Source organism: Pedobacter jaeyakensis (assembly GCF_054461315.1).
The window spans coordinates 1,344,585-1,357,165 of sequence record NZ_CM136921.1 but is presented as its reverse complement, the minus strand read 5'-3'; the positions used below and the strand labels follow the sequence as shown (position 1 = coordinate 1,357,165).

Below are 12,581 nucleotides of genomic sequence, written 5' to 3'. Positions count from 1 at the left end.
GCAAAACATCTAAATCAGGAAGTTACCATCAATTACAGAATCCCTTTGACTACAAAATTGCGCCATATGGTTAAATTCAAGGTGCTTCTATTTTCGAAGTTCGTTTTATAAGCTAAAATTATGAAAATTGTATGAACAGGCTCTATCGGAACATTGGAAAACCACTGGTAACCGAATTGGTAAATGTCGGACATTCAGTTACAGTGATCTCAAGTAGCGAGAGCAGGGCACATAATTACCGAGATTCACCTCCTTTAAATTTTGAAAATAGATTTGCAACATAAGGAAAACAAAATATTATTTGGAATTACGACTGCATTTTCCGCAAAATTTTCTAATATTTGCGCAACGCCGCCATTATTAATATGTAAAGTGCAATTTTGAATCGCCAACAAACCTGATTCATACTAAGGCAAAAAAAATACCTGTGACCCTAGGTTAGTAGAGGTACTAACCACCGCAGGAATCTCCCATGTTGGATAAGGGAGTTTCTAGTGTTCGTGATTTTCACGGCACAAGATTTAGGTAGTTAATAGAAAAAAGCAGGGCCACTTTGGAGAGAGACCCTGCTTTCTCGCATTTTTTTTATCGCTTTTGTCTTTAACTGTCTTACACGTTCTGCGGAAAGGTTGAGTAGAACTCCAACATCTTCCGGTTCCAGCATAGGAGCACCGAAAAGCCCGAATAGATGAATGATCAACTTCCTATCGCGTTCTGAAAGCGTAGTTAAGAAAAACTTTGCCTGGTAATCGAGATCCTCTTCATTAACCCAACCTTCTGTACCGTGCCCATCTGGATTGTGAAGATAATCCATCAAATTGTTGCTTTCACTTGCACCCGGCATAATGTCATCGAGATAAGTTCCCCTATCGTTTACCAAGATTACATCTGCAACGTGTGCTTCTGTTTTGCCAATTTCTTCAGCAAGTTCTGCAATCGTAGGTTCTCGTTCCAATACTTGCTCCAACTTCCGCGCAATCTTATTAATCTCTCCCAAATCATTCTGCTTATTCATGGGTATACGTACCACGCGCAGATTTTCATTTAAGGCATTCAACATGGCCTGCCTGATCCACCACACTGCATAGGAAATAAACTTAAAACCACGAGTTTGATCAAAAAGCCCAGCAGCTTTAATTAAGCCTAAATTTCCTTCACTAATCAAATCAGTAAGGTTCATCCCCATATTTTGATACTTCTTAGCACAGGACACCACGAAGCGTAAATTAGCGGTAACTAAGCGGTGTTCGGCAGCCTTGTTGCCCAGTTTTATTTGCCTGGCCAAGTCTTCTTCCTCTACATTCGTTATCAATTGATAACTAGAAATATCATGAAGGTAACGCCCCAACATGTCTTCATTTCTGTTGGTGATTTTATTGACGATCTTAAACTCTCTCATACGGCATTTGGTTCCACGGCAAAGTTCGTCAGCTGGCTTTTTCATTTCATGAATTCAGAGTGAATCGTTAAATTTTCCTTATAAATGAATCTTCTACCATATTTATTTCTGTTTGAAAGGAGGGCTTAAGGTTAGCCGCCAATTTTTATTTGGTTTGTCCACAGAAAACTGTACGCACCAGGGAGATAGATTGCACATAGTTTGCACTTTGCCAGGTTTTCTGCTCCGTTCGGAATGAGTTAAGGTTTATATAGTATTTATATAAATGTTAACTAGCCTTACCCAAGACCTTGCTTCGTTTATAGTCTAACAAAGGATTACCCAAGGACCTACCAAGGATTAACCAACCTATAACGAAACACGAACAGAACTGTGACTTACCCTAACAGCGCAATGCTGCTAATCTTCAATTACCGGTATGCTGAAATAAAACGTGGAACCTACTTTTGGTTTGCTTTCTACCCAAACCTTTCCATTATGCCTTTTTATAATTTCTGAACAGAGGTATAAGCCAATCCCAAAGCCAGCAATACTGCGCATTTCATGGCCTTCTACACGGTAGTATCTTTCAAATAATTGATTGATGTCCTTTTGAGCAATACCCATCCCCTCATCCCGTACGCTGACTTTTGAACAATTCTCTTCTGCAACACAAGCTATCTGAATCTTAGTACCAGGCGCAGAATACTTGAGCGCATTACTTATATAATTTGTGATCACCTGACCAATTTTATCTCTATCACCATCTACCCAAGTGGTGAGCACCGGATCAAAAATGATGTGATGTGAGTTGGTAACTGGGAGTATTTCCTCTTCAATCTCTTTAATCAGCTCCTTCATATCAAAGCGTTGCTTATCAATATGAATTTTACCGGATTCTAATTTAGAGATATTCAAAAACCCATTGATCATGGTTGTCATTTTTCCAATTTGACGTTTTGCTTTTTCTAAAATGTTCTCTGAGAAAGTATCAGTAGCTCTTTTAGCCTTATATTCCAAAACCTGGATAAAACCATTCAATGAAGTTAGAGGTGTTTTCAACTCATGACTTACCATGGCAATAAAATCATTTTTCCGTAGTTCGTCTTCCTTTTGTTCTGTTATATCTAACATTGTCCCAGAAAAATTGCCTGCACCCTCAAGTTCCGAACGGTATAGCTTACCGGTAACTTTAACCCATCTCACTTTTCCTGTATGGTAATCAACAATAGAAAATTCTAAATTAAAATCGTCACCATTGGCGAATACCGCTTCAACAGCCTTCCTGACTTGCTCCTGAAATTCTATCCCGACCTGGCTTATGACCGCTTCATAGGGCATTTCTTTATCTCCTGTATAACCAAATATTTCTTTGGATCTAGATGATGAACTGATTTTACCGGTTTGGCCGTTGATACTGAAGGTACCCAACTTAGCTTGTGATATGGCGATGCTTTGCTTTTGCTCCGTTTGTTCCAATTTGGTAAAAGCAGTGGTTAAATGCTTCTGTGCCGCTTCCAGCTTTTCACGTGCGATAATTTGCTCGGTGATCTCTGTATTGGTACCAAACCAATTGGTAACGGCTCCATGTTTGTCTTTAGTTGGAACTGCTCGGGATAAGAACCATTGAAAATTTCCATCTTTATCTCGTAATGGAAAGGTGTCCTCCCAAATGAGACCTTGATCAAAATGCAATTTTATTTTACTTTTAACACCTTCAATATGGTCTGGATGATGAACCTTAGCCCATCCCCATCCTTTCATTTCATCAAATGAAGAACCAGTATAATCATACCAGCGCTTGTTGTACCAATAGATTTCACCGCCAGGATTTGCCATCCACGCCAACTGCGAGATGTTATCTGCCATTAATCTAAATTTCTCCTCATTTTGAGTCAACAATTCCTGGGAAATTAGGAGTTGCTCATTGCTGGTCCTGATTTCTTCGTTCGCAGACTCAAGAAGATTAACCTTTCTTCTGAGTTCCATTTTATCCATTACCTGTTTGGCAATGGTGGTTAAAGCGCTTTTCTGCTGTGAAGTAAGTGTTCTGGTAACAGAATCAATAACACATAAAGAGCCCAAAGCATAACCATCTTCATTAACGAGAGGTACCCCTGCATAAAAAGCGATATCAGGATGGCCAGTAACCAAAGGATTGTCGCGGAAACGCATATCTTTCGTGGCGTCTTCCACTTCAAATAGTTCACCCGGGTTGACGATGGCATGGGCACAAAAAGAGTACGCCCTGTCAGTTTCTAAAGCCGTAATTCCTTTTTTTGACTTAAACCATTGTCGTTCAGCATCAACAAGACTAATTAAAGCAATTGGTGTATTGCAAATAATTGTGGCGAGCGCAGTCAATTCATCATATTCCTGTTCAGAAAAGGTATCTAGAATTTTGTATGACAATAGGGCATCATGGCGATCCTTCTCGTTAGGTAGTATGGGAAATGCTGGCATGGCTTAATGTTTTCAATAGGCATGCCAAAAATACGCTAAACTTTTTTTGGAGGAAGATCAAATGCTATAGCTTCATGCTCAAAATGACCATTATGTGCACCGTCGCAAAAAGGCTTATTTTTCGAAAGCCCGCAGCGGCATATTGACAACACTGTGCGGCCCTGAAGACCATAGTTATTACCGTTTCTGTCCACGATTTCGAAATCGCCTTCTATTTTTACTGAGCCGTTGTTGTTGATGGTAAGTTTTGTTGCTGACATCTAATAATGAGTTTGACCTCAAAAGTAGAATAATGAAGCGAGCGCAGGCAATCTGATTACAATTTAGAAACGTTATTTTCTGCCCACCTTTGGGAATTGAGATATACGAAGCATTGTGCATCCATAGGGCACTAAGGTAATTTCCTCCTCTTCATTTTCGCTTTCCAGTCCGTAGATGTGGCTGTATGGTATTGGTCCGGCCATGTCATTATATAGTTTCCAGGATGGAATTCGCTTTGCCTTTGTTTTGATTTTAATTGGTGCATTTTCAAGATTCCAAGGGTAATTGGTATTGCTTCCGGTGGTTTCTACTTTGAAATTTTCTTTCAGCTTCTCCTCGTTCATATCAAACAATCCATAATTCCAAGGTGTAGTTGGGCGAACTTCGGTATAGGAAGTTCCATATTCATTTGGGTCTTTGGTATTCTCTACTTTAGTTACCTGCTCACCAATCTTTAATGCATAGGTAATCGGCCCCCGTTCTACCGACATAGAATTCTCATACCATTTATTTTTGAAAATATGCATTGGCAGCATAAGTTCTACCACATCTCCCGGCATCCAAGACCTGTTAATTTTTATGATCTGACCACCCTCGGCTTCTTGAATAAGCACCCCATTTACCTTTATAAAACCCTTTTTACACCATGCTGGTATTCTTAAATGAAACGGAAATGAAGCAGACCTCCTACTTTGTAGGGTAAATTTTACAGTTTCGTCAAATGGATAATTGGTTTCCTCTTTAAAGGTAATTTCTGTTCCATTTTCTACTTTTGCGGTCACCTCACTAGCGGAATATATTAAAGCTGCAATGCCTTTATCTACTGTAGTATACCATAAATTCTGGGTAAACTTTGGCCAACCCTGATGCATATTTGATGCACAGCAAGGATATCCAGTTAAAAGACCGTAGCAAAGATCTGTGCCACCGTGATTATCTCCGAAGTTGTGCATTTGCCTAGTTAACATAACCTGGTTGGCCTGTTGAAAATATTGATGAGTTTGAAAATCATCTGAGATTTGTGTTGGCAATGCGTTGAATGCAATTTTTTCCAACTTATCTGCGTAGTCTACATCTCCTGTAATCTCTAGCGAGGTTTCCAGGCTGAACATCATTTCCACCGCAGTGCATAACTCCGAACCTTGCGTGGGGTTATTGCCGTGCAGTGCCTCATCTCCACCATAGAGTCCGTGCGCCATACCGTTGTAGTTTCGGATGTCCTGAAACCCTTTTTTCATTGCATTCAGATACTTTTGCTCCGGATGATGTTGATAGTACACAATGGGGTCTTTTAACCCCTGAGCCAAATTGACTGTATGAATGCTGCCCATTTTACTGAGCATATCTGTATTTAGAAAGGCATTTGTGAAATCAAAAGTCTGTTTATGGATCAGCTCGCCAAGTTCCAGCAGAAATTTATCTCCGGTTTTATTATACAACCAGTAAACAACAGCCAGATTATCTGCACCACGAAATCTTGCCCAATAAGTCCAATGATCAAGGGGTTTCTCCGGGAGCTCCTTCAATTGATATTTAAAGTAATTGGTCATCAAGGTGATTACCCTTTTATCTCCAGTAGCCATGAAGTATTGCTTTAAGATTTTAAGCATTACCATTTTAGGCCACCAATCGCGCGCATTATCACGTTGCACTCCAGCCTCACCCGGATAATCTTTTGCCGGGCCAAAGTATCCATCAGGGGTCTGGCTTTTGATACTCCATTCTATCCAAGGCCTTACTTTGGCGATCAAGCCTTTGTCTTGAAGAATGTAAGCCAAAGGCAATAAACCATCGACCCAATAGGGTCCACGCTCCCACTGGTCGCCATCTCCGCCCAACCAACCATTGCGACTACCCATCACCAAAGGATATTGTTGGTCAATACTGCCTGTACTGCCATTTTTCTGACGGGTCAACATTTCCAGCAACCAGCCTTTCGGTTTAATTGCGCCAAGAGGAAGCTCCTGATATGGGTTAGAAACTAAACCTTCCTTAGGTGAAATGTATTGTGAAAATGCCGCAGATGCCAGAAAAAGCGCAGCGATTAAAAAGTTATATTTTTTGTACATATGGATTAAAATCCTTAAAGTAGATAAAAGTTTTTAAAGTGCTGGGTGGAGCCCTTCATAAACTACAGTCCATGAACCATCTTTTGGGAAACCTGGTGCAGATCCCGTTGAACCATCCCAGCCTTGGGCCATCATCGCCACTGCGTACAATAAACCGCCATTACTTGGAAAGTAGGGATATGGTGCGATGCCACCGCCCGAAAGGCCGTGTTCATCCCAAGTGAAGCTTGGATAATCCAGCAGGTAACTGACGGCTTTGTCTGCATGTCCCAACCGTGCTGCAGTCATTGCGAGCATCGGAAAATCCCAACCCCAGGTATGTTCAAACTTCCATGTCTTTTCAACCATGCTTAATGTTCTGTCCATTGTTTGAATATCTACGCCATCGCCAGGCAACATACCATAGGCGCCAATAAGCGCTGGGTGCTCAAAATTGTAAATTGACCACATGTTGTGGATATTTTCCCAAGATTCATATTTCCCATCTTTTTCAGGAAGGGCCGAAAGTTTATCAAGGACGTCCTGATATTTTTTGTTCTCCTTAAGCCCCATACGCTTTCTCCAATCCTGGGCTAAACGCAGACCTGTTCTCCAGTAACTCAACTCAAATACGGGATTGATGGTGGTATGTTGATCTGCATTCTCTGATACGACCTGTAATGGATAGCCCAGAATGAAACGGTTTTCCAATCGGTTATACACTGGATATGAGGCCATAAAATCGGCTGTTTTTAGTACAATATCTTTCCATTTGTTAATAGTAGCCGGTGTTGGATTACTTCTGTAATCCAGTTCAGCGAAGAAAATAGGATGGGGCTGTTGCCAGATCAGAAGAGGGTTGGTTTCATTGGGCCATTCCCACCTTTCCCGCCCTCCGAGTGTTTTGGGCCATCTTACACCATCATAGCCTTGTTCCTTTGCTTTTGGAACATAGTAGGACACATCTGACCGATAGATAGAAGTTAGCCCGTCCATTTTAGACATCCTTCCCCACAATGCATAATGGGCAGCATGCCACCACAACATCTCAAAATGGTATTTCCCATACCATCCATTATTGACAAGTCCACTTTCTTGCGGAGGTAATGTTCCTGCTTCGTTCACTTCCATTAAATACTGTGAAAGAACAATGCGACGCTCTAACTCTTTCCAGCGTGGATCCCTACTTTTTGAAAGGTCAATAGCACCACCGGTGTTCCAGAATGATTTCCATTTTTGAATGCTCGCCAGCTTTGTTGAGGTAAATGTTGGAAGCTGTAATGTTGTACCCAGATCCTGAAAACCCAAGGACACCTCAATGGTTGAACCACCCTTAGGAGCTAACAAATAGGTATGCATGTTCTTTCTCTCGAGCTTTCCGCCACCCTTCCAAGATAGCAATACATCAAAGCTAGTCGAATCCAGTTTCCGCGTAAAAGTTGCGTTGTCTTTACCGATATTGGCTGTAGTGATGTGCTTGTCTGGATTATTCCAATCGCCTGCATTGCTGAATTCCTGGTTGGATGCATAAGGAAATTCCAGCTGCAACATGATGGTTCCATCGTTTAATTTAGGGGCTTGTACTTTAAGGGTAATTGCATCTTTTACAGGGTCACATATAGTCGTTACGATTACTTTTTTTCCTGCAATCTGATAACTACTCACGGCAACGCCCGTCCACATATCCAAATCTTGAACAGGTGATTCAATATCCTTTAAGTTGAGCAAGCGTCCATCATTGTCCTTAAAAATGAACTTTAACCTCCCTAAATTGAGGCGTTGAGGATTGGCACGCATCCAATAATACAAATCATGCTCCTGCTCGTTATGTACATCATAACGTACCCATCTACCTTGCATATTCCACTCGCGGCCTTTGTACAGGTATGGATCTGTTCCTTTGGGTACGGGGAATTTATGCCAGCCCCAGTCTGATAGTGTGTTCACATCATCATAAAAAGTTTGCAAGCCAGTAATATCAAAACCGAATGCAAAATGGCCATTACCTACCTGAGTAGGGCCTCTTAAGTCCTTTTTTGTGATGTGGAGATTATGGCGACTAACCAACGCTTTGCGATCAATCTTTTGAGCGACGACAGTTGGAATAAAAGCAACTAAGGCCGAGACTATTAGACAATAGCCGCACAATATTTTGTAATTCCAGTTATTAATTATCTGAGTAGGCTTTAAATCAGGATCAATCTTCATGTGCTTGCTTTGGCGTTTTTCTAGTTAAAAACAATAATAGGTCAAATTTAGGCTTAGAATTATATTTCGGATTACTAAAAATGTTGAATTCGTTGCGCTTTTTGATATTTTATTAATAGACAAAGGAGAAAAGTTAAAAAATCTGGGTAAAATATCAAAAAGAACAAACAAAGTTTCGATCGGGACAATCTGCTTAAAGGACTAACAGCTATTTTTGAAAGGTATCTTGAATATCCCATCCACATGAATTGGTCAAAAGCTTACTTTATTTATCCTTCCATTTCTGTTCTTTGGATGACCCTTTGTATACAAGGTTCCTATGGACAGAAAATTAATTATGAGCCAGTTTCAGAGGCTAGAGCGGGAAAATTATTTCCATTATCTCCAGACCCATTGGTAAATATGAAATGGGCATCGCCAAAAGCAACAGATGAGCTTGAGGTTTACCATCTGAAGCCGGTTTCATTGAAACCAAGCTCAGCAAAGATGTTCACTTTAATGACTTCGGTGCCATAGCCACAAAGGACAACAATATTTGCGAACAGTCCATGACGATTGACTTTCCGGTAAATGATACCGAGCCACACCGGATTTCTTTATACTTTCTGGACAAAGGTGACCCAGGAAGAAGATCTGCTATCGAAATATTTGATATGAACACATTGAATTTGGTAGGGCCGATGATTTATGTAAGACATTATGACAAGGGTAAGTATGTGAGTTTAATTTCCAAGGCCCGATTCGCCTGCGAATTTATCAAGTAAGAGGAATTAACGTGTCCTTGAGTGGAATATTCCTGGACAAGGCGAAATGAGCACCCAAAATTACATTTGTCTACCTCTTTTGTCACGATTTACTGCTTTTGACAAACATTGGAAGTGATTCAATTTCTGAAAGCGTGGGTAGAGATAAAGAACTGCGAAAATTATGTTTTCATTTAAATAGTAAGCTTAGCTGTCATACACTTGCAGATGAATATCCGTTAGCAAAATTATATAAAATTTAAAATAAAAGAGATAAATACTAAAAAAAATAGTAATTTAGTTTAAAAATTAAATATGGAAAATAATAATTTTAATCAATACCTAGCGATAATAAAGCCGAATAAGTGTGTTAGTTCAGATGCTATGCGCATGAAAATTCGATGTAAAACAGAATATGACTGGGATTCTTCTCTTCCTCATTTTACCGTGCTCGATATCATTCAACCTGTTCACAACGAAGAAAGACTAGTTAAATGTTTTGAAAGAGAGATCGCAAATATTCCACCATTCCAAATAGACCTTTGCGGATTTGACTATTTTTCTACACAAACCTATACACTTTATGTAAAATTGAAAGATGAAAAAGAATTTTCAGAAATGGTACGGCATATTAGGAAAGTTTGCAAACCAATATTGAAGTCTATGAAGGACTACCCACCTCACTATAATATAAAAAATGCTCATTTAACTATAGCAAAAGGAATCCCAGAGTTGGAATTCTCAAAGGCATGGCCAAGTTGGAAAAATGTAGATTATCAATCTTCTACTACTGCGAATCGTATTTTGTTATTAAAAAGGCCGTTTACCTATGCCAATTTGAAATATGAGATTTTAGGTGAATACCCTCTCTTAGGAAAAGGGCTATTAGACACTCAAACAAAATTATTCTAAAAGCAAAAATCCCGCTCTACTTTTCGTAAAGCGGGATCGTAGCCCGTAGGGGAATCGAACCCCTGTTTCCAGAATGAAAATCTGGCGTCCTCACCCCTAGACGAACGGGCCATTTAAGATTGCCTTAGTTTCTTACAAAACTACGAACCTTTTTAGGTAGCGGGGACCAGACTCGAACTGATGACCTTCGGGTTATGAGCCCGACGAGCTACCAACTGCTCCACCCCGCACTATATACAATTTAAAAGTTTCTGTTAAATCCTTAACTCTTCTTCCGAATTGGAATGCAAAGATATAATTCGTTTCTTTGCGGTGCAAATTTATTTTAAAAAATATTTTCATGTCGCACAAAGCAGGTTTTGTAAGTATCATCGGTAAGCCAAATGTTGGCAAATCAACCTTAATGAATGCCCTGGTGGGCGAAAAGCTTTCTATCATTACTCCGAAAGCTCAAACTACCCGCCACCGCATTCTCGGAATTGTTAATGAAGAAGATTATCAAATCGTTTTTTCGGATACCCCCGGCATCATAAAACCAAGGTATGGCCTACAAGATTCCATGATGAGTTCTGTAAAAGGTGCTTTAACTGATGCTGATTTACTGTTGTTCGTTACTGACATTAATGAGCAACATGATGAAAATGATGTACTTGAGAAAATTATCAATACAACCATCCCAATGATTGTGCTGATTAACAAAATTGATAATGCAACACAAGAACAAGTTGATGAGAAAACTGCTTTCTGGCAGGAGAAACTAAACCCTAAATATATCTTCGCCATTTCCGCCCTGCATAAGTATAATCTGGAAGGTATCATGGAAATGATCCTGGATTATATTCCTGAACACGACCCGTTTTATGATAAGGAAGACTTAACCGACCGAACCCAGCGTTTTTTTGTATCTGAGATTATCCGCGAGAAAATATTTAACAACTACCAAAAAGAGATTCCTTACAGCACTGAAGTGGTAATTACTGCCTTTAAAGAAGAGGAAAAAATCACCAGAATCAGTGCTGAGATTGTAGTAGAGAGAGATTCTCAAAAAAATATTCTGATAGGCAAGGGTGGTTCAATGCTAAAAAAGGTTGGAACTGAGGCGCGTAAGGACATCGAGAAGTTTCTTGATCAAAAAGTGTTCCTGGAAACTTTTGTTAAAGTTATTCCCGACTGGCGCAGTAAAAAGAACTACTTAAAAGGTTTCGGGTACGAAAATTAAGCTTACCTTTGCAACCCCTTAATAATTAATACAATTCACAAATACACATGAGTAACATTATCGCAATTGTCGGAAGACCAAACGTAGGCAAATCTACCCTTTTTAATCGCTTAACTGAAAGTCGCAAAGCCATTGTTGATGATTTTAGCGGTGTTACGCGCGACCGCCATTACGGTTCTGCCGAATGGACGGACAAACAATTTACAGTTATTGATACTGGCGGTTACGTTGCCAATTCTGAAGATGTGTTTGAAGCCGCAATACGTGAGCAAGTAATTATTGCCATAGAAGAAGCTACTGTTTTATTGTTTATGGTAGATGTTACTACTGGAATTACTGATCTTGATGACGAGATTGCTCAATTGTTAAGAAAGAGCAACAAACCAGTTTTCACTGTTGTAAACAAGGTTGACAATACACAGCTTCAAAACGAAGCCGCTGTTTTCTACGGATTCGGCTTGGGTGAGATTTACCCGATATCGTCAATGACAGGTTCTGGTACAGGGGATTTACTGGATGAAGTGATTGAACATTTCGAAGATATCCCTGAAGACGAGAATGCCTTACCTAAGATTACCATTGTTGGTCGCCCGAATGTGGGTAAATCATCTTTGATCAATGCGCTAATCGGTAAGGAAAGAAACATTGTTACCCCAATTGCCGGTACAACCAGAGATTCTATTCATATTCACTACAATCAGTTTGGGCATGAATTTATGTTCATTGATACTGCAGGACTGAGAAAAAAGACCAAGGTTAAAGAGAACATCGAATTTTATTCCGTAATGCGCACCATTAAGGCGCTGGAAGAAGCGGATGTAGTAATCCTGATGATTGATGCGATGGAAGGTTTGGAGTCTCAGGACGTGAACATTTTCCATCTTGCGGAGAAAAACAAAAAAGGAATTGTTGTATTGGTAAACAAATGGGATTTGGTAGAAAAGGACAGCAAAACCACCAAGTTATTTGAGGATCAGATCCGCACAAAGTTGCAGCCGTTTACTGATGTACCAATTGTATTTACTTCTGTAGTGAATAAGCAAAGGATTTTTCAGGCGATTGAAACCGCGTTGGAAGTTCACAAGAACAGGGCTAAAAAGGTGCCTACTTCTAAATTAAATGACGTGATGCTGCCGATAATTGAGAAATATCCACCGCCTGCGCTGAAAGGAAAATACATCAAAATCAAATATATTACGCAAATCAATGCCACCTCCCCTATGTTTGCATTCTTTTGTAATCTTCCACAATATATTAAAGAGCCTTATAAACGATTTGTGGAGAATAAACTCAGGGAGAACTTTGATTTTAGCGGCGTACCTATTCAGATCTATTTTAGACAGAAGTAA

General features: G+C 39.9%; 10 protein-coding genes and 2 tRNA genes. 5 read left to right on the top strand and 7 right to left on the bottom strand.

Annotation, left to right across the window (positions count from 1 at the left end):
- Nucleotides 1–529 precede the first annotated feature (529 nt).
- The 5 genes from ACXZ1K_RS06145 to ACXZ1K_RS06125 form a co-directional block, all read right to left on the bottom strand.
- On the bottom strand, nt 530–1,444 hold the full coding sequence (locus tag ACXZ1K_RS06145; protein ID WP_458972503.1) for a sigma-70 family RNA polymerase sigma factor: 915 nt from the start codon (nt 1,442–1,444) through the stop codon (nt 530–532).
- A gap of 354 nt (nt 1,445–1,798) precedes the next feature.
- Nucleotides 1,799–3,841 (bottom strand): ATP-binding protein, encoded by a 2,043-nt coding sequence (locus ACXZ1K_RS06140; RefSeq protein ID WP_458972502.1) that lies wholly within the window; start codon nt 3,839–3,841, stop codon nt 1,799–1,801.
- A gap of 35 nt (nt 3,842–3,876) precedes the next feature.
- Nucleotides 3,877–4,101, bottom strand: coding sequence for a CDGSH iron-sulfur domain-containing protein (locus ACXZ1K_RS06135; protein WP_458972501.1), 225 nt, complete (start codon nt 4,099–4,101; stop codon nt 3,877–3,879).
- Nucleotides 4,102–4,173: 72 nt separating this feature from the next.
- Complete coding sequence (locus ACXZ1K_RS06130; protein ID WP_458972500.1) at nt 4,174–6,171, bottom strand: beta-L-arabinofuranosidase domain-containing protein; 1,998 nt, start codon at nt 6,169–6,171, stop codon at nt 4,174–4,176.
- Nucleotides 6,172–6,204: 33 nt separating this feature from the next.
- Nucleotides 6,205–8,358 carry a hypothetical protein gene (locus tag ACXZ1K_RS06125; RefSeq protein WP_458972499.1) on the bottom strand — a complete coding sequence of 718 codons (2,154 nt, stop codon included), beginning with the start codon at nt 8,356–8,358 and terminating at the stop codon, nt 6,205–6,207.
- 243 nt (nt 8,359–8,601) lie between these two features.
- Here ACXZ1K_RS06125 and ACXZ1K_RS06120 point away from each other — a divergent pair, with 243 nt between their 5' ends.
- From ACXZ1K_RS06120 to ACXZ1K_RS06110, 3 genes are all read left to right on the top strand, one after another.
- Nucleotides 8,602–8,874: a hypothetical protein gene (locus ACXZ1K_RS06120; protein WP_458972498.1), complete on the top strand. Its 273-nt coding sequence runs from the start codon at nt 8,602–8,604 to the stop codon at nt 8,872–8,874.
- 32 nt (nt 8,875–8,906) lie between these two features.
- Nucleotides 8,907–9,122 carry a hypothetical protein gene (locus ACXZ1K_RS06115; protein WP_458972497.1) on the top strand — a complete coding sequence of 72 codons (216 nt, stop codon included), beginning with the start codon at nt 8,907–8,909 and terminating at the stop codon, nt 9,120–9,122.
- Between the two features lie 294 nt (nt 9,123–9,416).
- Complete coding sequence (locus ACXZ1K_RS06110) at nt 9,417–10,013, top strand: 2'-5' RNA ligase family protein (RefSeq protein WP_458972496.1); 597 nt, start codon at nt 9,417–9,419, stop codon at nt 10,011–10,013.
- 39 nt (nt 10,014–10,052) lie between these two features.
- Here the strand turns inward: ACXZ1K_RS06110 and ACXZ1K_RS06105 are convergent.
- Together ACXZ1K_RS06105 and ACXZ1K_RS06100 are read right to left on the bottom strand one after the other, a co-directional pair.
- A tRNA-Glu gene (locus ACXZ1K_RS06105) sits at nt 10,053–10,124 on the bottom strand.
- Between the two features lie 46 nt (nt 10,125–10,170).
- Nucleotides 10,171–10,243, bottom strand: a tRNA-Met gene (locus tag ACXZ1K_RS06100).
- 110 nt (nt 10,244–10,353) lie between these two features.
- On the opposite strand from ACXZ1K_RS06100, the gene era reads away from it, so the two are divergent.
- A complete protein-coding gene (gene era, locus ACXZ1K_RS06095) occupies nt 10,354–11,232 on the top strand; it encodes a GTPase Era (protein WP_458972495.1) in 879 nt (292 codons plus the stop codon).
- A gap of 47 nt (nt 11,233–11,279) precedes the next feature.
- Nucleotides 11,280–12,581: a ribosome biogenesis GTPase Der gene (der, locus tag ACXZ1K_RS06090; protein ID WP_458972494.1), complete on the top strand. Its 1,302-nt coding sequence runs from the start codon at nt 11,280–11,282 to the stop codon at nt 12,579–12,581.

What these genes read in the sequence shown, in the direction of transcription:
- ACXZ1K_RS06125 (WP_458972499.1), bottom strand. Translation starts at nt 8,358, where the DNA reads ATGAAGATTGATCCTGATTTAAAGCCTACTCAGATAATTAATAACTGG.
- ACXZ1K_RS06120 (WP_458972498.1), top strand. Translation starts at nt 8,602, where the DNA reads ATGAATTGGTCAAAAGCTTACTTTATTTATCCTTCCATTTCTGTTCTT.
- era (WP_458972495.1), top strand. Translation starts at nt 10,354, where the DNA reads ATGTCGCACAAAGCAGGTTTTGTAAGTATCATCGGTAAGCCAAATGTT.
- ACXZ1K_RS06135 (WP_458972501.1), bottom strand. Translation starts at nt 4,101, where the DNA reads ATGTCAGCAACAAAACTTACCATCAACAACAACGGCTCAGTAAAAATA.
- ACXZ1K_RS06130 (WP_458972500.1), bottom strand. Translation starts at nt 6,171, where the DNA reads ATGTACAAAAAATATAACTTTTTAATCGCTGCGCTTTTTCTGGCATCT.
- ACXZ1K_RS06110 (WP_458972496.1), top strand. Translation starts at nt 9,417, where the DNA reads ATGGAAAATAATAATTTTAATCAATACCTAGCGATAATAAAGCCGAAT.
- der (WP_458972494.1), top strand. Translation starts at nt 11,280, where the DNA reads ATGAGTAACATTATCGCAATTGTCGGAAGACCAAACGTAGGCAAATCT.
- ACXZ1K_RS06115 (WP_458972497.1), top strand. Translation starts at nt 8,907, where the DNA reads ATGACGATTGACTTTCCGGTAAATGATACCGAGCCACACCGGATTTCT.
- ACXZ1K_RS06140 (WP_458972502.1), bottom strand. Translation starts at nt 3,841, where the DNA reads ATGCCAGCATTTCCCATACTACCTAACGAGAAGGATCGCCATGATGCC.
- ACXZ1K_RS06145 (WP_458972503.1), bottom strand. Translation starts at nt 1,444, where the DNA reads ATGAAAAAGCCAGCTGACGAACTTTGCCGTGGAACCAAATGCCGTATG.